At 41.5% G+C, this 25,566-nt stretch carries 15 protein-coding genes and 1 riboswitch; of the genes, 5 read left to right on the top strand and 10 right to left on the bottom strand.

Translation table 11 applies throughout. The features are described 5' to 3' along the window. The first annotated feature begins 7 nt into the window (after positions 1 to 7). Together DXB77_RS12280 and DXB77_RS12275 are read left to right on the top strand one after the other, a co-directional pair. On the top strand, positions 8 to 1,429 hold the full coding sequence (locus tag DXB77_RS12280; protein ID WP_117808582.1) for a HAMP domain-containing sensor histidine kinase: 1,422 nt from the start codon (positions 8 to 10) through the stop codon (positions 1,427 to 1,429). Continuing rightward, the gene (locus DXB77_RS12275; protein ID WP_118663472.1) at positions 1,422 to 2,483 is read left to right on the top strand and encodes a hypothetical protein; all 1,062 of its coding nucleotides are present in this window, start codon (positions 1,422 to 1,424) and stop codon (positions 2,481 to 2,483) included. Before DXB77_RS12280 ends, DXB77_RS12275 begins: the two co-directional genes overlap by 8 nt. A gap of 337 nt (positions 2,484 to 2,820) precedes the next feature. On the opposite strand, the gene DXB77_RS12270 is transcribed toward DXB77_RS12275, so the two are convergent. Beyond that, positions 2,821 to 3,174: a hypothetical protein gene (locus DXB77_RS12270; protein ID WP_117808581.1), complete on the bottom strand. Its 354-nt coding sequence runs from the start codon at positions 3,172 to 3,174 to the stop codon at positions 2,821 to 2,823. Positions 3,175 to 3,337: 163 nt separating this feature from the next. Next, complete coding sequence (locus DXB77_RS12265; protein ID WP_182439492.1) at positions 3,338 to 10,144, bottom strand: DUF4430 domain-containing protein; 6,807 nt, start codon at positions 10,142 to 10,144, stop codon at positions 3,338 to 3,340. 76 nt (positions 10,145 to 10,220) lie between these two features. Further along, positions 10,221 to 10,368, bottom strand: a riboswitch (cobalamin riboswitch). Positions 10,369 to 10,478: 110 nt separating this feature from the next. On the opposite strand from DXB77_RS12265, the gene DXB77_RS12260 reads away from it, so the two are divergent. After that, positions 10,479 to 11,285, top strand: coding sequence for an N-acetylmuramoyl-L-alanine amidase (locus tag DXB77_RS12260; RefSeq protein WP_021944216.1), 807 nt, complete (start codon positions 10,479 to 10,481; stop codon positions 11,283 to 11,285). Between the two features lie 582 nt (positions 11,286 to 11,867). Further along, positions 11,868 to 12,725 carry an adaptor protein MecA gene (locus tag DXB77_RS12250; protein WP_117784703.1) on the top strand — a complete coding sequence of 286 codons (858 nt, stop codon included), beginning with the start codon at positions 11,868 to 11,870 and terminating at the stop codon, positions 12,723 to 12,725. 100 nt (positions 12,726 to 12,825) lie between these two features. On the opposite strand, the gene DXB77_RS12245 is transcribed toward DXB77_RS12250, so the two are convergent. After that, the gene (locus tag DXB77_RS12245) at positions 12,826 to 13,047 is read right to left on the bottom strand and encodes a DUF1858 domain-containing protein (protein ID WP_021944218.1); all 222 of its coding nucleotides are present in this window, start codon (positions 13,045 to 13,047) and stop codon (positions 12,826 to 12,828) included. Positions 13,048 to 13,297: 250 nt separating this feature from the next. Here DXB77_RS12245 and DXB77_RS12240 point away from each other — a divergent pair, with 250 nt between their 5' ends. Next, a complete protein-coding gene (locus tag DXB77_RS12240; RefSeq protein ID WP_004852414.1) occupies positions 13,298 to 13,468 on the top strand; it encodes a 4Fe-4S binding protein in 171 nt (56 codons plus the stop codon). A 125-nt stretch (positions 13,469 to 13,593) separates the two neighbouring features. Here the strand turns inward: DXB77_RS12240 and DXB77_RS12235 are convergent, their stop codons facing one another. The 7 genes from DXB77_RS12235 to DXB77_RS13075 all read right to left on the bottom strand — a co-directional run bounded on the left by DXB77_RS12235 (position 13,594) and on the right by DXB77_RS13075 (position 25,546). After that, a complete protein-coding gene (locus tag DXB77_RS12235) occupies positions 13,594 to 16,266 on the bottom strand; it encodes a hypothetical protein (protein ID WP_118663470.1) in 2,673 nt (890 codons plus the stop codon). Next, positions 16,263 to 16,763: a hypothetical protein gene (locus DXB77_RS12230; RefSeq protein WP_021944220.1), complete on the bottom strand. Its 501-nt coding sequence runs from the start codon at positions 16,761 to 16,763 to the stop codon at positions 16,263 to 16,265. Before DXB77_RS12230 ends, DXB77_RS12235 begins: the two co-directional genes overlap by 4 nt. Positions 16,764 to 16,852: 89 nt before the next feature. Further along, a complete protein-coding gene (locus DXB77_RS12225; RefSeq protein ID WP_021944221.1) occupies positions 16,853 to 17,926 on the bottom strand; it encodes a 6-phosphofructokinase in 1,074 nt (357 codons plus the stop codon). A gap of 50 nt (positions 17,927 to 17,976) precedes the next feature. Continuing rightward, on the bottom strand, positions 17,977 to 18,573 hold the full coding sequence (recR, locus tag DXB77_RS12220) for a recombination mediator RecR (RefSeq protein WP_118663468.1): 597 nt from the start codon (positions 18,571 to 18,573) through the stop codon (positions 17,977 to 17,979). Further along, on the bottom strand, positions 18,573 to 18,923 hold the full coding sequence (locus DXB77_RS12215; protein ID WP_008400312.1) for a YbaB/EbfC family nucleoid-associated protein: 351 nt from the start codon (positions 18,921 to 18,923) through the stop codon (positions 18,573 to 18,575). Before DXB77_RS12215 ends, recR begins: the two co-directional genes overlap by 1 nt. 40 nt (positions 18,924 to 18,963) lie before the next feature. Continuing rightward, on the bottom strand, positions 18,964 to 20,703 hold the full coding sequence (gene dnaX, locus DXB77_RS12210) for a DNA polymerase III subunit gamma/tau (RefSeq protein ID WP_118663466.1): 1,740 nt from the start codon (positions 20,701 to 20,703) through the stop codon (positions 18,964 to 18,966). A 244-nt stretch (positions 20,704 to 20,947) separates the two neighbouring features. Next, complete coding sequence (locus tag DXB77_RS13075) at positions 20,948 to 25,546, bottom strand: prealbumin-like fold domain-containing protein (protein ID WP_182439491.1); 4,599 nt, start codon at positions 25,544 to 25,546, stop codon at positions 20,948 to 20,950. Positions 25,547 to 25,566 lie beyond the last annotated feature (20 nt).

Here is a 25,566-nt window from a genome sequence, read left to right as displayed (position 1 = left end):
AGTTTCTATGAAATTTAAGCATAAACTTGTATTATGTATGGTTGCACTTCTGGGACTGTCCTTCGGTCTCGGAGGAACCATGCTGATCCACCGATCATTCAAAACCTCGTTATCTTCCACCATCGACAGTGACCTGCAAAATTATGAGAGTATTCAGAGTACTCTGCTGATTGCTGTTGATACAAATTCTGTATCATCTTATATCGACATGTCTAATATCATTAACCAGCTTTCAGCTCAGGGAAACTCCAACCGTAAGAATATCATTCTTCGAAATTCGGATATGGAAGTCGTAAGCATCATGAATTCATCCTTTACATATAAAGAAATGAAACCATCGGATGAAAATACCTGTAATTCGATCATTTGGAGAGAAAATAATAACTACTATCTGCAATTATGCAGTTCCATGGATATCAATACAGAAAATCTGGACATCTCACAGATGGACATTGTCTATGACATCACTTCCGTGTATGCTGCTCGTGCGCAGGAACAGAATACATTCCGTCTGCTGTTGATCGCGATCTTCGTTGTCGGAAGTATCACATCCATGATCGCAGCCAGCCTGCTTACAAAGCCGTTGGAAAAATTATCATCACTTGCGCAGCATATCTCCCACGGTGATTACTCTGCCCGTCTGCACATCCACTCCGGCGATGAGATTGAGGCACTCGCAAATGATTTCAACAACATGGCAGATACTATCGAAGATAACATCTCAGAACTTCATTTCTCTATGGAAAAACAGGAACAGTTTATGGGAAGCTTCGCACATGAATTAAAGACCCCAATGACTTCGATCATCGGTTATGCCGATCTTCTGCGAAGCCAGAATATGAGTGAAGACGAAACAAATGAAGCAGCCAACTATATCTTCTCAGAAGGAAAACGTCTGGAGAGCTTATCTTTAAAATTACTGGATCTTCTGGTTGTAAAAAATCAGGAAACCATATTAACACCGACCGATCCTTCCCTCGCGATCCAGAATGTGATCAATGTTATGAAGCCGGAGCTGGCAAAGGAACATATCACATTAAAGTCAAGCTGCCGAAAGGGCTGCTGTATGATGGACATCGACCTCTTTCAGTCTCTGATCATCAATATCATTGATAACGCCAGAAAAGCGATCGACGACAATGGTCTTATCCATGTAGCCGGAACTGTAAGGGATGATAATTATGTAATCATTATCAAAGATAACGGACGGGGAATGCCACCGGAAGAAATCACACGAATCAGTGAAGCTTTCTACCGAATCGACAAATCCAGATCCCGTGCGCAGGGCGGAGCCGGACTCGGACTTGCTATTTGCAGCAAGATTGCAGAGATCCATCAGGCTAAGATCAAATACAAGAGTGCCGTCGGACGCGGTACGGTTGTCACTATTACATTACCAAATATAAAGGAGGCGGCACATCATGAGTAACGAAGAAAATAAAGAATCTGTCATTGCTTCCTATGAACTGACCGCTGCCCATAAGGAAGACGATGATATCTCTGAATCAGAAGTAAATGATATGATAAATGAGAGTGAAGAAGGTACTGTTCCCTCTGTCGAACATACCGGAAAAGCACGCGGTATTCTTCATTTCCTATACAAGAATCTTCTCTGGTTTATAATATGCATTGCAATTTTTGTGATCTGTATCATTGCCTCGAATCTGTATTTTCGTATTCAGGACAGGAAAACATTGAATTCCGTATCCAGCCATGAGATCAGTCCGAACAATCTCGATGTAACAAATAAACTGACACTGCTTGAGAAGATCAACATCATAAACGGAGAATGTTATTACACCGATCTGAACTTTGATTATACGGACAAACATTCCTACAGTGAGATCCATGATGTAACCGTAAATGAACTGACATCGTATTTCTCTGATTATTTCTCCTGTGATTTCACTGTAAATGGTATCTATGAGATGTATATATCCAAATATCTTGCAACGTCAGACAAAAATTCTTACCGCAGTTTTACGATATGGGTGGTTAATATCTACTATTTTGGATTTGAAATGAATTGTTTTCTGGATTATGACACGAACAAACTGATTACATTTACAATGAATCTGGACCCTAATTCTAACACTTTCTACAATAAAGAAAGTCTGGTAGAACTGGAATATTACAATGATTATATACTTCCACTGTATAACTTTTTAGGAAGCCATGTCGGTAATTCAACTACGTTCAGTGACACTTGTTTTGACACTCTATACGATATATTAGTCTCTTATTATGAGCTCAGCTTTGAGAAAGGATCCGGAAACGGTGCAGGTATGACTCCAACAGAGATACCGGATTCTGATCTGCAGTTATTTGAAAAGCTGACAGGAACACCTCTGACCGCTCATACCTATTATACTTACACTACTGAGATTAGTATGGAATTAGAAGCCGATACAACAGAAGAATACAACTTTTATATGAAAAACGGATTGTTCTTCTACCAGATGAATCGATATTTTTATAATTAACAGATGCTTAATACTTCTTTAGAAGAAATATGCAGAATAGATGCATTTTTTTGCAAATTATGATGCATCCATCCTTTATAGTAACATCATCAAGACAAGGGATGGTGCTTATGAAGTATTCAAGCAGAGAACAGAACAGGATTGAGCGCAGCACATTTTTTAAGACAGAGAGGTCTTTTACACGCTGCAATTATCTCAAAGTTAAGTTTGGTATCTTTGCCACATGTTGTTTTATTTTGTTTGTTGCCATTTTGCTCAAAGGTACCATCCTGTGATTTCTTGAGCCCCCTCATATTTCAGACTAGCTCCAGATGCGTTTCCCGGCATCTGGAGTTTTTCATTGTTTCTTATCATCTGTCTGCTCTTTTAATCTGCCCTGACGTTCCAGCTTATACTGTGTCTGCCGCCTTTTCGCAGCAATCCGTTTCTGCAGCTTTGCTGCCTCCCGTTCCGCCGAACGATCCGGCAGTATTCCACACGCTTCCAGTGCTCTTGGCCAGGGTCCAAAATAGGATTTTACCGCGGCTACCTCCTCCACCGTGAAGTCTGATTTTTTCGGATAGCGTTCCAGTTGTTTATATGTAGCACGCAGCATTTCCATACAGTTTTCTTTTGTCAGATCGTTTTCTGCCATAATCAGCTTTCCTCTTTCCTGTATTTTCCTACAGCTATATGCTGTATCTGTCTTCATAGATTATCTTCTATACCATACAATGTTTCCCGGTATATTGCAAATACCGGCTGCCATCCGTTCGTTTTACAACGCTTCCGGATAGCAGCCGGTATTCCTTTTACTGACAGATCAATGTTTGTCCGTAATACATATCACCTTACGGCTTCATGTATCTTTTTTATTATTTTGTCTTTACAGATGTCTTACCACTGTAAACACTGTAGAACTTCTTTCCATTGATCTTCTTATATGCTCTTACCTTGACATAATATTTCTTACCCTTTTTCAGGTTCTTGATCACAGCACTTGACTTCTTGCTGCTTACATATGTACTCTTTGCATTCTTGAATGCTTTATTTGTTGCATATGTGATCTGGTAACCACTTGCACCTGATACCTTCTTGTAAGAAACCTTGATTGCCTTGGTCTTATATGCAGCAGCCTTCTTTACAGTCGGTGTTGCAGGTACAACAATCAAGGTGATCGTTCCTGTACTCTTCTTGTAATTTGCTGTTGCTGCGGCTGTTACTTTGATCTGCACCTTACCTGGCTTCTTTGCGGTAACAAAGCCGGTCTTCTTATTTACAGTTGCGATCTTCTTATTAGAAGATGTATAAGTAACCTTGCCCTTTGCAGAAGCCTTCATCTTCACATACTTACTGTATGCATATACTGTCTGCTTCTGGATCGTCTGTGATGCTTTCTTGATCACAAATGTGCTTTCTACTTTACCGGCATAGTTGCCCTTACCGGTAATAACTACCTTTGCGATTCCTGCATTCTTGTTATTTGAATATGCTACAGAATAATCATCGGTTGATAATGCCTTGCCGGATACTGTAACCTTTACAGCCGGTTTCTGTGCCTTACCTGTATATGTAACACTTGGAACTGTTACAACAGTGTTTTTGGCAGTCAGTGTAACCTTCTGATCCGGAGTCTCTGTAGTTGGCTCTTCTGTACTTGGTTTCTCTGTTGTCGGTTCTTCTGTAGTTGAATCAGAAGAATCTTCTGTTGTCTTATCAGGATCTTCTGTATCCGCCTTTTTCTTAACAGTCAGACGAACTACTGTTTCTGCAGCTTCGTAATTTGCTGTTCCGGCAGTCTTGATCGTAATATCTGTAAATCCTGCTGCCTTTACTGTTACAAGACCTGTATCATCGATCTCTGCAACTGCAGGTGCCGATGAAACGAATGTCAATGTACCATGACCATCGGCTGCAAGAACAAACGGACCTGTACCTTCTGTTACCTCTATGCTCTTAGATGCAACCTGGATTTCCTGTTTTGCCTTCACAATTTCAAATGTAACTGTCTGTGAACCTGCATATCTTCCATCGATTCCACGAATCGTTGCTGTAGCCTTTCCGACAGATACACGCTGTCCTGAAACCGTATAATCAACATCCTTTACAAGCTGATATGTGCCATCTGTGATTGTAAGTTCCGGTACGATCACCTTTCCGGTATATTCTACAGAAGCAACCGGAGCAATTGTTGCCTTGCTCAGATCTCCCATAACTGTAACCTTAAAGGAAGCTGTAGCTGCCAGATAATTGTCACTCTCCGGTGCTGTAATTGTAATAACTGCTGTTCCGACACCATTGATCTGAAGCTTGCCATCTTCTGTTACTGATATAACATCTTCTTTATCAGATGATAATACAGGAGTTGTCTTTGCTTCTGCTGCAACTTCAATATCTGTCTGCTGTCCGTATACGACCTTCCGGTCTTCCGGTACATTTGTGATCTGCTGTTCTGCTTTCTTAATCTCGAAGGTTGTCTGAACCTGTCCGGAGAATTCGCCCTTACCTGTTACCGTACAAGTAGCTGTTCCGGCATTCTGCGCATTTTCAAATACGACATCATAGTTTTCTTCTGTTATCAGATTACCGTTTACATATACCTTTACTTCCGGTTTTAATTCTTCTCCGGTATAAACTGCATCTGCAACTACTACCTTTGTATTTGCATCTGTCAATGCCTTTTCTGTCTCTGCTGTTGCAGTGATCTTGTACCATGCAGTTCTTCCTGCTCCGGATGTTACATGACACAGCACTCCATCTGTCAGATCCATAACATCGGAAAGTCCATCAACTGTTACATAATGTGAATCTGCCTCTGTCTTATAGCTGACTGGCAGAGCTGTAAGGTCTGTGTCCTTGAATAAATCTACGTTTACAATAAATGGATCATTCTCTGTACCGGTTCCGGCAAGTTCTTCTCCATTCATCCTATAAGTAATGATCTGATTCCACTGAGCATCGTATGTAGATGATACCTCAAAGTTCATCTGACTACTTCCAATTATAAGCTCTTTCAATGTTGGAAGACCTGAATATGCAGATGCAACATCGCCACCTGTAAGCTGATAGTGGAATTCTAATACATCTCCATCCTGGATCGTTGTAGCTGATAAGCCCATATTGGAGAAATCATCTTTGTTGTATGAGAACATCCATCCTGACATCGTATATTCAGCCTGAACTGTCAGTCCATTGATGGATTCCATATATGGTCCATATCCTGTATCTGCCAGAACATATGGAATGTTGTTCTCCTTTAACGCCTTCTCAACTGCATCCACTGCAGTCGCTGCATCAACTTCTACATCATCAAGGATCACACCATTTTCAGATGCACCCTTAATTCCCGCTGCTGTTGCTGTATAGTCATATACACCGACTTTAACATGCTTCTGATCAGCAACCGCTGCCTGTAACTCTTTATAAAGATCTACAAATGTCTGATCTTCTGCTGATAACGGAACATTTGCAAGCACATTGATAACTGGAGCTATACGATCCAGCGTATCCTTATCAGCTTTCTTTGAAACTGTTTCTGCTGTCAGCTTCTTTACTGCTGCTATATCAGCAGGAGATACATATACTGCCTGATCCTCTGTAAATGTGCTGCTTGCTTCATCTGCACATGAATAAACAGAATCAGATAATGTCATATATGCTGACTGTCCTGCAAATATTGTCTGTTCCTTTGTCTGGCTGGTACTCAGAATTTCTCCGCCACTATAACAACCTGACATCTCTACGCCTGCGTTGTTTACTGCCTTGCCTTTAAAGCATCCGGCAATTCCACCTACATTTGTCTGACCAGATACCGAACCGGCATTATAGCAGTCAATGATCTTACCGGCAGGTGCTTTTGAACTGGCTTCATTATGAATACCAAGAATACCACCTACGTTATTCTTTGCTATAACCGTTCCATAATTTGAGGAATTCTTGATTGTAACATTTCTATTTGTCATTGCACCAAGAATACCACCTGCACAACTGCCATTTTTAGCAGTGATCGTGCCGTAATAGCTACAGTTGTCAATCACATTTGTACTGGTATCTGAATTTGCTCCGCAATATCCAACGATACCACCTGCATAAACATAATTTGAAGTTCCTGTAAATGTGATATTAACCTTTGAAACACAATTTGAGATCAATACATTTTTTCCTGCATTTTCCTTAAGCATACCTGCAATTCCGCCGGCATGTGTTGCTGTGCTTGCAGAAATATTTCCTTCTACTGTCAGATTCTTGATCTGACCTGTTACTGATCCGAATAAGCCGGCATCCTGAACATTGTCCACATACAGATTCTTGACTGTATGCCCCTGTCCATCAAATGTTCCTGCATAACCATAACTTGAGCTGTTCGGTTTGACAGGGGTCCACTTATATCCTGCAAGATCGATATCTGCAGTCAGAACCGCATTGATCGTGTATTTTGTCTTTACTTCATTTGCGAACCAGTAAAGTTCTGCTCCGGTTCCAATCTGGTATACACCATCTGACTGTTTCGGTTCAGTCATAGTCTGTCCATCCCACGCCTGAGCATCGGCAGGTGTCAGACGGATCGTCTTTGTAATACTGTCTGTATCCTCCGGAATCTCAATCGTTCCTGTCTTATATATATAACCTGATGCACAAATGACATATGAATATGTTTTTCCTACAAATCCCTTGAAAACTCCATCCGTTACTTTTGTTTCTTTCTTATCTTCATCTAAGATTTGAATTGTATAATCTGTTACTGGTTTTTTCGTCTGACTGTCTGTTATATTCAATGTTACCGGTACGAAATCAGAAGCTACAAGCTTGAATTCTACATCCGGAAGATTACACATATAAGCGGTATGACGGCTGGCTGCCATCTGTACCGGTACACCTGTGTCATGCCGAACTGCCCGATGAGAACCGTACGGTGAACCATAAGCACTCCATCCACCTATTCCGTTTTTCAGACATCCTGTCAGATGGAATGTATCACCTGCAAAATAAGTCGGGATCGTAACCGTAATCGTCTGTGAAGCTGGTGTTGATGCAAACATATACTGGTTTAGTTTTCCAACATATTCTGTTCCTGTTGTGTCAAAAAAGCAGATTGCTGCATCCATATTATACACACCTGCTAATTTACTGGCAGGATTGTATAAGCCATTATAAGAACGCTTACCGTCTTCACTTCTTTCTCCATAGCTGATCTCAATGGAATCACCCGCTGTCAATTCATCTGCGGTTATTTCATTTCCATCTGCATCTTTATATTTGTATGATACTGCAACTTCTTTTGCACGTATCACCTGATAAGTACTGACACCATTCTTTGTAACTTTAACAATATTTGGTCCTTCTGTAAGCCCTGCGACTGTATAACTGCCATCTGAATTTCTTGTGATGTTCTTTGCAGAAAATCCGCCGTATGTCAGCTTATTGTCTATGATCTCCGGACGAAGGACAGATACGGATACTCCACTCTCCGGTGTAAATGTATACTCAGCTCCGTCTGTTCCAGCCTCATAATAAAGAACATCCAGCTGTGCATCCAGTCTGTCGCCAGTTACTTTTTCCTCTTTTTTATTTTTACCTTCATTTATGGTCATGTTGGTCTGAATAGCTGTGCCATCCTTATCAACAGTAACCACTACAACACCGGTATTTTCAGGCCATATTGCACTAAACTTGGTATACTTCGTATATCCCTGCATATTAATCTGTGCATCGTAGGTCACAAGCAGAATTGCTGTTCCTTCGGATTTCGCCTGAATCTCCGCTATTTCTGAATGTGCTCCCGGTGTAACTGTGATCACATCATTTGATGGATTTCCATTCTCATCAATAACCGTGTAATGATAATCCGGTTCTGCACTCTTAGCATTCGAAGTACCTTCGATCGCCTGCCAATTACGGAAACATTCCAGACTGTATGTCTCACCCTTCTTCATAGAAAGGTATCCATGTTCATCTGATGTAAGATAAATATCTGCTACATCATACTTATTCTGAGACATATCATGATATATAGTATCCGGATTAAAAGAATCATCCCCGATATACATATCCGCCTTACTAACCATATAATCTGCATCTTTATTGGTAGAGAACCAATCCCAGTAGGTAACACCACCGGCACCTGTCACACGATAGTAATATGTAATACCAGCTCCGACAGTAAATTCATATGTCTCATATCCCGGCTCTTTGGCTTCTATCTTTGTTCCCGGTTCATCTTTATAAATATAATATGTAGACAATGTTCCAAGTCTAAGTTCTGCTCCTTCCGGGAATGTCACACTTACTTTTCTGGCTTCCGGTGCACTGATCGAATACCCATATGAACTGTTTGCTGTAAGTGTTTTTGAAACTGTCTTTTCTATATAATTCTGTGCATGGTCTCCCTTAGGTGTTACAGTTACAGATACCATATCCGCATAATAAAAAGGCACTGCATACTGAGCTGCTTTCTGACTTGTTTCCGCCTGCATCAAACCAAGTGTAGCATGACGATCAACATTATCAGGAGATACTACCTTTACATTAAAAGTAAAATCTTCTCCTTCTTGCCAAAATTTTCCACTGCTGGCATCCTTATTTGTACATGCAATACCTGACAGACTATATACTGCATATGACTGCTCTGCTTCATCGGTTACGATCAGGTCAATTGAACCCATATCAACTTTATTAGTACCACTCATTTTATATGTTGATAAGCGATAAGTACCTTCTGCAAGCTTCACTGTGTATACATAATTACTATCCGGATCTCCAGCCGCCACTGTATTTCCATCCGCATCTGTAAGTGTCATATATGGAACACTGCTGTTCATCTTGATCGATACCTGTTTCTCTTCTAATGCTTTGATCTTCTTTACAGCAGCTGCCACATCATCTGCTGATGCATCCAGATCTGCCATAACTGCCTGAAGTTCCGCATTTAATGAGGCATCCTTTGCGATCTCTTCTTCATTCTCTGCATAAAGTGTATATAACTCTGTCTTGTCTTGGGTTACATAATATGCTTCATAGCCTTCAAATCCACATCCAATATCTGCTCCATAACCGGCAAGTGTAAACTGCCAACGGAGAACATTGGTATTTGCTCCGGTTCCCTGATCTACAAGATATGCGCCTGCGCTTGTATTGCAAGGCACATTATCAACTGTGATCATCCAGCCGGACCATGATGTGTAATCATGTTCTGCAAGGTCTGTACCTGTCTTCTCCTCCAGTTCCAGATCATTTCCATTGTTACGTGTCTTATATGCATCCAAGAGTGCTGTTGGAACTTTTACAGTTCCTTTATCAATGCCTTTGATATTTGCCAGATAAAAGTTGCTGTCATTATAGGCACTTGATCCTGCAGGCTTTGTCTGAAGTCCTGCTTTCTTGAAAAATGCATAAGTTGCCTGTGAAACGGTCAATTTAGACAGATCAATGTCTATCCCTTCCTGTTTCCAGACATTTCCAATCTCTTCATAAGACATACGGGTCGGTGTGATATAAAATCCCTGTCCGATCGTAAAGCCCTCAAGAGACAGCACAACATATTTTGTGCTATAATCGGTCGTACTTTCATCTTCTTCCGCTGCCGCAACATTCTGAATACCATAACCTGCATTTACTGCAAATGGCACGAATAAAACTGCGCACGCAAATAAAAACGAAAGCACCAGTGTCCTGATTCGTTTCATTCGTTTCGATTCCTTTCTTCTATTGTATATTTTTTATAAGCTGGGAATTAAATCTTGCTTTTCCCTCGCCCAAAAGCTGTATGTAGAATAAATCTGCGGGTATTCTGACTGAAAGACCATCTTATGATCTTAACACAGTAATGGCGGTTGCACCGGATTCTCACCGAATTTCCCCCTGATCGGACATTTAAAGACACGTCCGAGCAGATCCAATATAGAACATACATAGTTTATCTTATAGCCTTGTATGCGGAATGTCAACAAAATCCACAGGCATTGACCGGAATGTTTCTGCATATTTATAGAAAGAAGAATTCTGACAGGTGATCCTTTTATGAAACCTGAACTCCGGTCTCTTATTCCAAAACTAAATCGTTATCTTCTTCTACTCCTTGTATTTATCTGCTCTCTTTCTGTATTTTTGCTATTGTATCCAATATCGTCAAAATCACCTCAGTCCGATCTGGATAATAAAGCCACGCTGCCGGGTGTCAGAGATTCAGAGTCTGATCCAAATGACGAAACACAAAGTGACACCACAGAAACTGCATTTTCCGGCTATATTATCACACTCGATGCCGGACATGGCGGATACGATCCTGGGAAAATAGGAATTAACGATTCAAAGGAGAAGGACATTAATCTTCAGATTGCTTCTTATCTGCAAGAGATTCTGGATTCTCTCGGTTTTGAAGTCTATATGACCAGAACGGATGACTCCTCACTGAATACAGAAACTGCCGAAAGCTTAAAGACATCCGATCTGAATCATCGGATTGAGATTGTGGCATCCCATAACTCCGACTTTTTTATCAGTATCCATCAGAACAGCTTTTCTGATTCTTCCGTACATGGAGCTCAGGTTTTTTACTATGCGAATTCTTCAGACGGTGAACAGCTTGCAAAATCAATCCAGGCCTCGATCCATGCGATCCTCGATTCTGATAATGAGCGTCCGGTCAAAGGTAATCTGGACTATCTTATTCTGAAAAAAAGCCCCTGTCCTGCTGTTATCGTTGAATGTGGCTTTTTAAGTAATCCGGATGAATGCAGCAGTTTAAATACTCCAGACTATCAAAAACAGGTTGCCGCTGCGATCGCAGATGGGCTTGTTAATCATATCCAGGCGGGCACAGAATAGGCAGGGGGCTGTAACCCCTGCCACTGTTATTTTGTGCATGAATGTAACGGTTCTTTTTTATCGATACATTTTTTCATTTTATTCCCATTTGCTTTTTTACATATTCGTGCTGTGATGTGTCAATATTAATCTTATATACAAACCAATGGCACAAATACACCATTGTTTTCGTGTTTCTTTTCATATCTATATGTAATAAGCAATATCTGTCTGCCAGAAACGGAATTATGCAGACCGGAATCTGTCTGCAGCGAACCGATGAAGGGTTCATAAGATGTCTGCTCTTATATTACATTATATTTGTACGCCTGCCAATCACTTTATGAAAAATTAATCTTTTCTGATATTTTCTGTCCTATTCTGCTCATTTTCACATTCTGATCCATATATACATAATTTATACTGTGGAATTATTTTTTATTCATATTCGACAGGATTTTATAAATTATTTTTGAATTTTTCACATTATATCCTATTTACTTGTCAGTTAAATATGGTAAACTATAGGTGCGTTTTAATACACAATTGTATGACTTATTTTCTACCCTTCATGGGTATTCTATCAGAAATGGGGTGATTCTATTGAAGATTGAACGCTTAAGTGAAAATCAGATCAGATGTACTTTGAATAAAGCAGATTTAGCAGACAAACAATTAAAGATTTCCGAGCTGGCTTATGGATCTCCAAAAGCAAAAGAACTGTTTCGTGAGATGATGCAGCAGGCATCAAACGAACTCGGATTTGAGGTTGATGATATACCACTGATGATCGAAGCTATACCGATTTCATCAGATTGTCTTATTTTAATTGTCACAAAGGTAGAAGATCCGGAAGAATTGGATACACGTTTTTCCAGATTTACCAGAAATAATGACGATGACGACACCGATTATGACGATGATATGGATGATGAATACGAAGATGAGGACTATCCCCCATCTGATGATAATGTAATATCCGGTCATATCGATATCGGTATAAATGGCGATGAATCCCAGATTCCGGAGGCAATTTTTAATGCTCTGGAAGGTTTTGTAAATAATCTGACAGGTCTTGCAGGTAAGAATATCGAGATTTCAACCGATATTCCATCCAGCGCAAAAGCACCTGTAAAACAGACACAACAGGAAGAGGATGCTCCACAGACTTTAACGAGACTGCTTGTATTCGACTCGTTAAATACCGTTATCAACGCATCCAAACAGGTTGCAAGTTTTTACTTCAGCAGCAACACACTCTATAAGAATCCGGTTAATAAACGTTTTTATCTGTTATTTACAAATGATAAGAATACTATTCCCGAATTCAACCGGGTATGTTACATTCTTGGAGAATACGGCACAGCACAGAAAATAACAGATGCCATGCCATATCATTTCAAAGAGCATTTTAAAACGATCATTGAAGAGGAAGCAGTTCAGACTCTGTCTGCTCTGTAATTTTTAAGAAAACTGATTTGACAAAACAAATACGGCGGATCCTTTTTTTCATTGGATTCCGCCGTATTTTTCGTCTGGCCAGATACATATTCTATATGAATTATGCCTGTGCCTGTTCTTCTTTCTTTGCAAGGTAGTCATTGATCTCAAGTTCAAGCTCTACCGGATCCAGACCATGAACGGCTGCTGCTTCCTCAAGAGTTTCACCTGCTGCTGCAAGACATCCGATACAATGCATACCTGCTGCCATAAGAATTGCTGCATTTCCTGCATCTACTGCTAAAATATCATTTATAAGCATATCTTTACTGATCTTTGCCATGTGTATATTTCCTCCTGTTTCCTATAATCTTTCTTAATCTGATATGACATTTTTCGATTTTAAAAATATCTTCACCATTATAGTATACACATTTTTAAATGTCTATCCCTTTATAGGAAAAAGATAGGCAGACTCAAGTTAGCAGGAACTAATTTTTTACAAATCATCTCAATTCACTTGATATAAGAAACTTTTTGATTTAAAATAGGTAACGAGATGTGATTATTATTACTAAAAGGAGGACAATCATATGGCATTCGTAATTGGTGATTCATGTATCGGTTGTGGTTCATGTGCAGGTTCATGCCCTGTTGGAGCTATTAGCGATAACGGTGGTGTTTTCGTTATTGATGGTTCACAGTGTATTTCATGTGGTGCATGTGCAGGTTCATGTCCTGTTGGAACAATTTCAGAGGAGTAATCCACACAGAACGTTGTTATCATAATATAGAAAAGCTGCCGGAATCGGCAGCTTTTCTTTTTGTCTTATACAGAAAAACAATGATGTCCTCCGACGGATCTGTTTTTCTGTATATCTTTTTATTTCTACTCCTGAACATAGGAATACAGTTCATTATTTCCCTGACTCATGGCAGCTTCATATTCTTTTCTTGATACCCGGACTTCCGTATCCAGTACCGGATCATAATAACGAACCGCTTCACTGTTATAGCTTACGACCATTACATATCTTCCATCATTGATACGACTGATAACCGGAATACCATTACTGATATATCCAAATACCAGATCCAGCGAGATTCCTGAAATATCTGCTCCCGGATATTTTCCAAGCTCTGTCAGCACCTGTACCGGATCTGTACCGGATGCTTTCATATCTTCATATGTGAGATCAGTCACACCCTCATAGATCAGTGTCATATATACACAATCCCACAAGGATGCATCCACACTGCCGGAGCTTTGGTGATAGATTGACGATGCGATCGTATTATATGCCTGCATCTCCGACTGCCTGTATACGATTTCTCCATCCTTGGAAACAACAATACCTGCGATCTGCGTTGCCCGGTTGATTGCATCTCCTGCCTTTTCATAGATTCCGGTCAGTCCCAGATTATCATATACCATATAGCCTGCATATTCATCTTCTACCGTGATCAGCATATCTGATGAACGATCTCCCACCGTGTTCTTTGTGATATTCAGATACGGAATATAGGTCAGATATATGTTTGACGGTACTGTAAAATACAGCTTCGCAATTCCTGATGTTGTTTTTGTCGTGATATCAACTCGTTTTACATCGTCGCTTTCTTTATAGGTGATAAAGTCATCCTCTGCCAACCGGAATCTGTCTGTTTTCTTGGATCCTTTGGTCATATAGATCAGATCATCCTCTACGCTGATATCTATGATATAATTGTCGTCCTTCTGATATTCTTTGATCTGGTTTCCATTTTCATCCACGATAAATAATTTGTATGATGGGATCCGGCTGTATACCTTTTCACTCAGATTCTTTTTTGCAAAGGAATCTTTATCTATAGAAATATCACTGTCAGCCGTATTACAGATCCCATATATCAGATCCCGGTTCTTAAATCCATAGCAGACCAGACTCTTTCCTGCTCCAGCATCCAGCGTATAGGTCTGTCCGGTTGCAAAATTAACCAGCGTCAATGTCGCATTATCGGCTGCCTGATCCGATGAATCATATGCCATTACCTGCATATCATCGGATACATATACATGATCGAGCGATACATGATCTACATAATAGGATAACTGTTTTGCTTCCACGTTAATACAGTTCACCTTGTTGCCAAGCATAAAATAAAAGTTTGTTCCATCATAATAGGTCAGTCTGGACACTTCATCTTTCATGGCTGCATATGGTTCATTACATTCTGCAAATACCAGCTCCGTAACCTCCTGCTCTGCTGCATCGTAAGAACACAGACTGATTCCCAGCTTTCCTTCATGAGCACCACGGTTCATATAGCCATATACTGCAAATATCATATTGCCATCATCGTCCATGGAGATCATATTGATACCATAATTGTTGTATGTGTTTCTGACATTTTCCACATCATCCATCCAGAATCCAAATACCATGGAGATCTGATTTTCTGAATAATTATACAGCCAGAGCTGTCCGTTTCTGACAAAACCGATTTTCTTATTATCTGAGCTGTAACGATAATCCAGCTTTTCGTCAAGAACAACCCCGATCTCATACACATTATTTTTATTATCGACACCTGTCCGGTTGAAATACTCGTCGATATAACGATCAAAGTTCATAACGGATATTGTGCCTGCGTTATCTGCTTCCCCGGTATCCTCTGATGCTTCAGCATCCTCTGCTCCGGTGGCTGTTTCTGTATCGTCTTCTGTCTCTGGCTCTTTATAGCTGACACGATAATATTCCCTGACCGAATAATAATCTGACTCGCCATCGGTGTTTTCTGCCATGGTCACATAATCCAGTTCAATTACTGCATAATTGACATCAATTTCCTTGATCTGTGGAATGATCGAAGTTATCCGAACCGGATTCACTCCACTCCAGACAAGCTCTTTGTAGCTGCTTGTCAGATTCAGATGTCCCATAGAAAGGCTGTCATCATCCTGTCCTTTATATACCTGCATGTATGGATAGATGAAGGAGCCTTCTTCATTTGCCTCGTAGTCAAATGTCGAAGCATTGAACTGTTCCACAAAGTCCAGAAGCTCGGACGCATGATAATTGTCATTTACAACGATACGGGTATAGTAACGTACGGTCTGTCCATCCGCTCCATCTAATTTGAATACCAGCATGTATTCCGTATCCGGCTTGATATCCATACGGATATCAATATCAAATATCCGGTATCCATTCTCCTCTGTATCGGATGTCAGATCCCCGTTCTCAATCAGAGAATCGCTTGAGATCGACCGCAGCTCATAGCTGTAGGTCTTTGCATAACCATTTTTGTCATCTACTGCAAACGTTACTTTTTTGTCATCTGTCACCGGAGTAATACAGTCACGAAGCATAGTTGTATCGACTACGGTTGTATAGCCATGAAGGCAGTTGATATATCTGCCCTCATAGTCTACATATACTAAAGGCAAGGTGGCATTTTCCATCTCCATTGCCAGATTCTTATACTGTCTATTCTGAAATTTATCAACTAAAAAAATAGTAATCACAAAGAAAACTGCCATTACTATTATTCTTATAACAAGTGTTCCTATTTTCTTCACAGGTAAAATCGTCTCCTACATCTTCTGTAGCGTTCCCGTCTACAGTAAAATTCATTACAGATCAATGTTTCTATCAGATTCCGCATCATGCAGTTACCACAGCCTTTTCCTTTTGGAACATACGGTGGTTCAGATGGCGCAGCCTCCATATCCAGATGAATATCTACATATGGATCCGGAAGCTCTGCATAGACATCCCGTGCGATCTTACGGATCACCTCCGGATCTGGATATTCCGCAAACATCGGGCTTCCTGCATATTCTAATTTATCACATTCTTCTTCCACCATTGCACTGATACGCCGTACCCGTTCCGGATACATTTCCTTCAGATATGCCCAGTCCTTTTCTGCTCTTGACTGTTCCTCATTTGGATCATCCGGCAGCAAAAGCCCCGACATGCTCCGTGTCAGATTATATACATTTCCATTTTTTATCAATCCACGGATATTCGTATCCTTTCTGTCATATGGAATGTATTTAAATTCATTCTGCATATAAATCTCCCTGCCTGCATTCTTATTCCTATATAGTATATATGCAGACAGAGAGATTATGTTACTGCCATTTCTTATTTGAACTGAAATTAATCACCAAATGAGATACCTAATGTCTTTGCTGCAAGAACGGTATCATCGTCCGGAGATACATATTTGAGTTTTCCTGCTGACTCTGATAACGGAATCGCAGTTACTTTATTGTCCTTGAATACAACGAGTTTTCCAAAATCCTTTGCTTTGATCAGCTCGGCTGCCTTTGCCCCGAATCTGGATGAAATCACTCTGTCATATGGACATGGGCTTCCGCCTCGCTGTGTATGACCAGGAATCGCAATGCGGATATCCTGTGTTGTGAACTCCTTGAGCTTGTCCGCCATCTCATATGCAACAGATGGATACGGAGAATTTGCAATTGCTTCTTTTCTCTTCTTCTTTGGAAGCTCTGCAACCTCTTTGGAGATTGCTCCTTCTGCTACTGCAACAATCGTAAATCCTTTATTATTCTTTGTTCTCTTGTCGATTGCCTCGTATACCTTCTTGATATCATACGGAATCTCAGGGATCAGGATAACATCTGCTCCACCTGCAATACCGGCATGTAATGTGATCCAGCCAACCTTATGACCCATAATCTCTACGATAAAGATACGGTTATGGGATGCTGCTGTTGTATGGATACAGTCAATCGTCTGTGTTGCCACATCTACCGCACTCTGGAAACCAAATGTCATATCGGTTCCCCAGAGGTCATTATCGATCGTCTTTGGAAGACCAATTACATTTAAGCCCTCTTCACTTAACAGATTTGCTGTCTTCTGGGAACCATTTCCTCCTAATACACATAAACAGTCCAGTTTGAGTTTTTTATATGTGTCCTTCATGGATTTCACCTTATCAAGACCATCCTCTGTAGGCTCCCCCATAAGCTTAAATGGCTGTCTGGAACTTCCAAGAATCGTTCCACCCTTTGTCATAATGCCTGAGAAGTCATCCGGCATCATCTTGATATACTGTGCTCTCATCAAGCCCTTATATCCATTCAGGAAACCATAGATCTCTACTTCATCAAATAACTCGTACAATCCTTTTGCTACACCACGCATGGTTGCATTCAGTGCCTGACAATCGCCACCACTGGTAAGTAATCCAACTCGCAACATCCCTAAACACCTCTTTCTTCTTTTTTATGTAAAATACTATTTAATTGTTCCTATAAATATACGCGTCCTTCCAATGCCCGGAGCAGTGTCACTTCATCAATACATTCCAGATCTCCGCCAACCGGTACACCGCTTGCGATCCTACTGACCTTGATCCCTGCCGGTTTGACCAGCTTTGATATATACATCGCCGTTGCTTCTCCCTCCGGACCGGAGCCTGTTGCAATGATCAGCTCATCCACATCCCCCTGCAACCGCTTCATCAGTTCTGCGATTCTGATATCCGCAGGTCCGATTCCGAGTGCCGGATTGATCACTCCATGAAGAACATGATATACACCATCGTACTGATTCGTCCGCTCATATGCTGCAAGATCTCTCGGTGTTTCTACCACCATGATCACCTTATGATTCCGATTTGCAGATCTGCAGATTGGACAAAGATCACTGTCTGTGATCGTATAACAGTTATTGCAGTATCGAATCTTCTTCTTTGCATTTACGATTGAATCGGCAAGTGCCTGTGCTCGTTCTTCCGGCATACTGATGATATAAAATGCCAGCCTTTGTGCTGTCTTTGCTCCGATACCGGGAAGTCTGCCAAGCTCTTCGATCAGACGGTTTACTTCTCCACCATATATATCCATTAGAACGGTAAGCCTCCAAGACCCATACCGCCGGAAATCTTATTCATATTCTCCTGATAATCTTCATCCTGCATACGGAATGCTTCATTTACTGCAGAAATGATCAGATCCTCTAATGTCTCGATATCATCCGGATCAACAACCTCTGGATCCAGCTTGATCTCCATCAGTTCTTTCTTACCGGAAACCTTTGCTGTTACAACGCCGCCACCAACGGAAGATTCATAGATCTTATCCTCCAGCTCCTTGGTTGTTGTCTCCATCTGCTTCTGCATTCTCTGTGCCTGCTTCATTAAGTTGTTCATATTGCCAGGCATCATACCCATGTTATAGCCGCCTCTTTTAGCCATCTTATATATCCTCCTTGATTCTTAGCTCTTTTTTATATTTTTATTCATACTGAATAGCAAAATTAATCTTCGACAGGTCATTCGCCTCGATCTCCTGTGCCGCTTCGCTGTTCTTCGACACGACCTTCAGTTCGATCTTCACCTGTCTGCCGGTCACCTGTTCGATGTGCTCTCGCAATGCCGCCATCCGCTCTTTTCCTTCAAAATAAGCGATTGCCTGCTTGTTCTCTTCATTCTGGACATATGCCAGATACAGACCATCTCTGGCTTCGTTCATATTGATCCTTGCTTTTTCCAGAAACTTCTTCGTAATATTCTGATATCCTTCCATAATGATATCCCATTGTTCTACGAATTCTTTTAATTCATTGTAATTTGCTTCCGGAAGTTCTTTTTTCAGTTGCTCGGACAGCTTCTTCGATGCCGCTTCTATCTCTGCATCTCCCATCGCAGGTGCATTTCCTATCTGCATTCCTTCCTGCTTCAGTCTTGCACAGATCTGATCCAGCAGTTCCTGTGATACTGCTCCGGCTCCCTGCACTGCCTCGCCTGCCGATGCTGTAACGCCTGCCGATGCTGAACTTCCTTCACCGTTATTATTCCCGCTAACCACCGATCCGGCGGCTCCATTCTCTAACTTCTGTTCCAGAACTCTGACCCGGTCAAGAAGCGCGCTGTAATCGGTTTCCATCTCAGGCTTGCATAATTTGATCACTGCAAGTTCTAAAACAATACGCTTCTGTACTGCATATTTGATATTTGCAGAGGTGTCCGAAAATATATTGATATACCGGATAAGTGCATCTGTTTCGAGCTGTGCAGCAAGCTGTCTTAACCGTTCCAGATTCTCCACCGACATATCAAGCTTCTGATCAGCCTCCGGTGAAACCTTCACCAGCAATACATTTCGAAGGAACCATGTAAATTCTGATACAAATCTGGACAATTCCCGTCCCTGCCATACTACCTCATCCACCAGATCGATCGCACCGACAACATCCAGCTGAATCACACAATCTAACAATCTGGCAAATACATCGATATCAACTGCTCCGATCGTATCCAGTACATTTTCATAAGTAAGCTCCTTGCCAATGTTGAATGCGATACACTGATCCAGAATACTGAGTGCATCACGCATTGATCCATCTGCAGCCTTGGCAACGTAATCAATTGCTTTTTTCTCTGCCGCAATCTGTTCTCTTCCAAGCAGCTCCATCAGACGGTCACTGATTGTTTCCACCGAGATCCGCCGGAACTCGTATTTCTGACACCTGGAAGATATTGTGATCGGAATCTTATGGGATTCTGTTGTTGCAAGTATAAAAATGACATAAGACGGTGGTTCCTCCAATGTCTTTAACAGAGCATTAAACGCTCCCTGTGTCAGCATATGAACCTCATCTATAATGTATACCTTATATTTTCCTTCTGATGGTGAATACTGTACTTCCTCCCGGATCTGACGGATATTATCCACACCATTGTTTGATGCTGCATCAATCTCGATCACATTCATAGATGATCCATCTGCGATCGCACGACATGCCGCACATTCATTGCATGGGCTTCCGTTTACCGGATGCTCACAGTTTACTGCTTTTGCAAACAACTTTGCTATCGATGTCTTTCCGGTTCCTCTTGTTCCGCAGAAGAGAAATGCATGTCCGATCCTGTTATTTATAATCTGATTCTTTAGTGTTGTTACAACATGATCCTGGCCTTTTACTTCTTCAAAAGTATCCGGTCTCCATTTACGATATAATGCCATATAAGACATGACGGTTTCCTCCAAAATACAACTAAAGATATTATATCCGAAATGGTGATTGATAGCAATTATTAGTTTTTGTCCCCTTTTAATAATATATCCATAATAGCGCACTTATTTACTTTACAGGACAGCCTTTTCTATATAGTAAAAATGCCGGACGCCTCTGTTTCAGGCACCCGGCATTGGAGATGAACATGAAGTTCATGAACGAACCATATTATATAGTTTTAAAAGTACCGTTTTCATTCTGTCAATGTTTCCTGTTGCCCGGTCTATCTTTTCCATGTTTTCCCTGCCGTCTTTTTACGATCACAAGAATTGCTGCGCCAAACATTGCTCCAAGCCCGATATAAGAAAACAGGATCACTCCTGACGAGTCACCGGTTCTGACCGGGGGGGCCTTCCTGTCCCCGGTGTCCGGTTCGGTTGTCAGCTCTGTTGTAGTTTCTGTTGTGATCTCCGTCGTCTGTTCAGTCGTCAGTTCGGTTGTAGACTCGGTTGTGGTTTCCGTTGTGTCCTCGGTCGTAATCTCGGTTGTCGCCTCAGTTGTGGTTTCTGTTGTCAATTCGGTCGTGATCTCAGTCGTCAGTTCGGTTGTAGACTCGGTTGTGGTTTCCGTTGTGTCCCCGGTCGTAGCTTCGGTTGTTGTCTCCGTTGTGTCACCAGTCGTGGTTTCGGTTGTCGTCTGTTCTGTTGTATCTTCCGAAGACTGATTCTCATATGTACCAAGCTCCCGGATTGTCTCTGCACTATCAATGTCCACGATCTGACGCTGCATTATTACAAATCCCCGGTTACCTTTACAAGGCAGCTCCTCGATCATGTAAGTTCCCGGCAGCAACGCTCCCAGATCCGCTTTTTCTGTTTCTGAAGCTTCTCTTATGGATGTGTTTTCTTCGCTTTTTGTAGCTCCGTCTGCCATAATATCTTCATCGAAAACTTCCCGCTGTGTGCTCTCATCTCCACAAAACCAGATCCCGGCTGTCATATCATATTCCTTCCATGCACTTTCTTCCTGCGTCTGGTTGTATTCATAGATAGCATCATTGATATTGAATTTACCACTTTCCTTACGTCCGGCCGAATCAAAACGTCCATTTACTCCGGTTACCGCAATATGGCTCTCAACAGGATTTCCTGCTTCATCCAGCAACGAAATCCGAAATACAATTCCCTGCATTGATTCTCTGGTTCCTGCATTGATCTTGTCAAATGCAATATCCACCCGTTCTGCCTGCTCGTACACCTTTATCAGTTCCGGTTCTATGACATTCCCACTCTCCACAGAAAAAGTCTGCAGCTCTTTATTCGGATTTCCTGCATCCAGATGAAGTAAAATTTCATTTCCGGTAATTTGCTGTTTCTCTCCTGTCAGTCCGGTTACTTCGATATAACCCTGTCCATGTCCCGGCAACATATACCCCTTTGGTGGCTGGTATTCTGTTATGACCACGGTTCCAGCCGGAAGAATTACTGCACCTGTCTTTTTATCCGTAAATAGAGGATCACTCTGTCCGGTAAGATAAGCTGCATCCAGCTTTGCCTCATAACTTCCGGTCTGCTCGTTATATACTGTCTTAATATACCAGGTTCGGTATGCAGCAGATGCTGCCAATTCTGTTTTTTGCAGGAGTCCCTTATAATACCGCACCTGAAAGACTGCATCCGCAAGAGATGCTCCATATTTTACAGTTCCGGTTCCATTCTCTCTGTCATATTTTGTTAGTGACAGTTTTCCCTGATATACCATTTCTTTCTCTGCAAGCTGCATGGTTGCATTAATCTTGTTTTCCACCGTATCCGGGGATATACAAATATAATGCACATCCGCATCCAGTTTGTAATTTTTTGGAGCACGCTTTTCCTTTACTGCATACCAGCCAAATGGCAATCCGGTAAAACAATGCTTACTCTTATCTGCCTGAATGGAAACGACCTCTCCTGATATCATTCGGAATGCATTTCCGGTTCCGCAGGAATTCCTAATCTCCGGTATTCCGATCACGGTATTTGCCGCATTCATTTTTTCTGTCGTAAATATGCCAACCTGATTTTCTTCTTTATATGGAGCATTCTTTCCTGACACCATATAAACACTATATTCTGCATGTAATAACGAATATGCTGTATTTTCATCCGTCCATTCTTCACCGGCGCTCTTCTTTTCCAGATACAGTTCTCCGGTATTTGGCTGATCTGTAACTTCGATCACATGCTCGATCTCTTTTTTTCCTGTTTCTCTTCCGCCACTGGACAGACATTCTTTTTTTACCGGATCTGTATTCAGCCTGTAATAGCGGTTTGTTTTTGTTTCCTTTGCATAATAGCTTCCACATGGTAGTCCGGAGATCGTATCTGTCCCTTTTTTCTTAAGCGAAACGATCGTTTTATTTCCTCCGGTCGGAATAAATTTCGTGTTTATATCTGTAACAATTCCCGTTCCATCCTTTTGCACTGTAAATGTACCTACATAGAGATTTCCGGTTCCCGGCCTTCCATTCTTGTCCGCCATGTATACCTGATACTGAATATCGGCAAATGTATATCCACCCATATCGGAAATTTCTTTCATCGCACTGCTTTTATGAAGCTGAATTCCGATCGTAATCGGCGATTCCAGTACATCGATCTGCTGCTTGGGATATTTCTCCAAATTTTCTGAAACTCCGATTCCACCATCCTCCTTATCCAGATAGATCCACTTCTGATAGTAGGAAGCCGCTTTTTTATCCTCTTTATTTACAATATAACCTCCGGCATAGGAATATTCATTTCCATTCCACCCTTTCTTTTTCCCTGTTTCCGCAATGTAATACCAGCAACCAACCGGAACTCCGCGCACTTCATATATCCGGTTATCAGAACCATATACCGGATAATATCCTGCATCCGAATTATATTTTGTAACAATTCCTTTTCCGGATGCATCGGTTGTAAAGGTGCAGACATAAGCATCGGTTGATGTATCATTCTTTTTCCCAACCTTATACACATTATATCTGGCTCCCTGCAGACTATATGCATCCGTTTTGCCATCTGCTCCTGTAAGTTCCGGAGAGTCACTGGTTTTTTGAAGACTGAGCCCGCCCCGGACATTCTGAATGACAAACTCATATTCCAGCTGGTTATCTGTAATTTCATAATAATGGTCTATCGCGGGCAGATATCCTCTTGCCAGTGCCAGTTCAGCATCCTCATGCAGCATATAATAGCCCGGTGGCAGATTGTAGATATTCCGGCATGTGGATCCATCTATATCCTCTCCGGCATAATTACTTTTTGCTCCATAAAATCTGCCTTTTTCCGTAATATAAGTTGGCACACCTTTTCCTTTGGAATTAACCGTATATGTTCCGATCTTTACCGCTTTCCCCTCTGACAGATCTGCAAATGGCTCGTCCAGTTTATAAAGGTAAAATTTTATTCCTTTCAGATTACTCAAGGAACCATCACCAAGCTTTGTCAGATGCAGTTTTCCGGTTTTTAATTCACTTCCCCAGTTAATCACCATCTCCATTGCATATTCATAAAGCACACCTGCAAAGCAGGTCTGAATCTCTTTGTTGTCCGGGCAGACAGCATAAGCTGTAAACCCATCCCGTTCGGCAAAGGTCTTTGACAGTCTGCTCACACCCTTCTTATCCGTACCGGCAGTAAAGAAATATCTGCTTCCTGCCTTTAATACAGCTTCTTCTCCTGACCGGTATGCTTTCCAGTCCGTATCTGCAATCGAACCTTTCCAGTCCGTACATACCCACAGTTTAATATCTGTATCCGGCACTATGATACGAAACGCATTCTGACCTCCTGTGACCGTACGCATCTTCGTTCTTTTTGCATATACTCCATCCGGAGACACAGTGCTTAACAAACTCTCTTCTTCCATGTGTATGGTATACCGGTATTTCCATCGCGTCTCCGGCTGCCCCGGTGATATATCAATCTGCTCTGTCTTTGGAGTTTCTGTTCCGATCCGGATCTCTGCCTGTGCTCTCGTATATGGAACTTCTCCGCTCATGCTTTTTCCATGATGCCGGATAGCATTCAGATTATCCTGTAATGCGCTTTGAGACTGCCTGTTCTTATATCCCTGATACAATGCTTTCCGGATATCGGCTGTTAACAGTCCGCTGCCTGCATGTATATAACCATCTGTCGTATCATCACTGTATACAGTTGCTGCTGTTCCCTGCAAATGCTTTCCATCCGAAACATATTCTCCATACCACGGAACATCCAGCTCCTTGTCTCCACAATATACGGAAAACAGCTTCTCACAATCCGTAATACTATGATACCTGAAGATCCGGAAATCTCTGCAGGTATCTCCCGCTTTTGTTCTTCCCAGTCTGTATCCAACGACAAATTCTGAATATAACATCGGAAAGGACATTACCGTCGCCAATGCATCTATATTAAATATATACGACTTTTTCTCTTTCTTTATTTCTACTTTCATATCCGGAGTATATACATCTCTCGATATAGCATCTGAGATCGTAGCGATCTGTTTTGCCTGATCTTCATATGATAATGCTATATCCTGCGTGGTCATCGCATCTGCATCTTCCGAGGTTGCTCTGTCGGTATCTTCTGCAGCCACCCCATCTACAGCTTTCGCAGCCACCCCATCTGCATCTTCCACAGTTGCTCTGTCTGCATCCTCCGGAGTTGCCCTGTCTGCATCCGTATCCGTTGCTGTCGCATTCTTTTCAAACAACTGCGTTACCGCCTGCTCCGCATCTCCTCCCATGGATGCTGTCTGAAGGATCGCATGGAATGGCAGATTTATCAGCAGAAGAATTCCCACCAGTACGATCAGTAAAATTTTATTTCCGTATTGTTTCATATATTTCTGTCAGCTTCCCA

Source organism: Clostridium sp. OM05-9 (assembly GCF_003481465.1).
Classification (GTDB): Bacteria; Bacillota; Clostridia; order Lachnospirales; family Lachnospiraceae; genus Coprococcus; species Coprococcus ammoniilyticus.
The sequence above is the reverse complement of the archived record's forward strand: the minus strand, read 5'-3'. Positions and strand labels throughout refer to the sequence as shown.

Excerpts from the sequence above, each read along its gene's own strand:
- DXB77_RS12280 (WP_117808582.1), top strand. The coding sequence starts at position 8 with ATGAAATTTAAGCATAAACTTGTATTATGTATGGTTGCACTTCTGGGA.
- DXB77_RS12275 (WP_118663472.1), top strand. The coding sequence starts at position 1,422 with ATGAGTAACGAAGAAAATAAAGAATCTGTCATTGCTTCCTATGAACTG.
- DXB77_RS12270 (WP_117808581.1), bottom strand. The coding sequence starts at position 3,174 with ATGAAGACAGATACAGCATATAGCTGTAGGAAAATACAGGAAAGAGGA.
- DXB77_RS12265 (WP_182439492.1), bottom strand. The coding sequence starts at position 10,144 with ATGAAACGAATCAGGACACTGGTGCTTTCGTTTTTATTTGCGTGCGCA.
- DXB77_RS12260 (WP_021944216.1), top strand. The coding sequence starts at position 10,479 with ATGAAACCTGAACTCCGGTCTCTTATTCCAAAACTAAATCGTTATCTT.
- DXB77_RS12245 (WP_021944218.1), bottom strand. The coding sequence starts at position 13,047 with ATGGCAAAGATCAGTAAAGATATGCTTATAAATGATATTTTAGCAGTA.
- DXB77_RS12240 (WP_004852414.1), top strand. The coding sequence starts at position 13,298 with ATGGCATTCGTAATTGGTGATTCATGTATCGGTTGTGGTTCATGTGCA.
- DXB77_RS12230 (WP_021944220.1), bottom strand. The coding sequence starts at position 16,763 with ATGCAGAATGAATTTAAATACATTCCATATGACAGAAAGGATACGAAT.
- DXB77_RS12225 (WP_021944221.1), bottom strand. The coding sequence starts at position 17,926 with ATGTTGCGAGTTGGATTACTTACCAGTGGTGGCGATTGTCAGGCACTG.
- recR (WP_118663468.1), bottom strand. The coding sequence starts at position 18,573 with ATGGATATATATGGTGGAGAAGTAAACCGTCTGATCGAAGAGCTTGGC.
- DXB77_RS12215 (WP_008400312.1), bottom strand. The coding sequence starts at position 18,923 with ATGGCTAAAAGAGGCGGCTATAACATGGGTATGATGCCTGGCAATATG.
- dnaX (WP_118663466.1), bottom strand. The coding sequence starts at position 20,703 with ATGTCTTATATGGCATTATATCGTAAATGGAGACCGGATACTTTTGAA.
- DXB77_RS13075 (WP_182439491.1), bottom strand. The coding sequence starts at position 25,546 with ATGAAACAATACGGAAATAAAATTTTACTGATCGTACTGGTGGGAATT.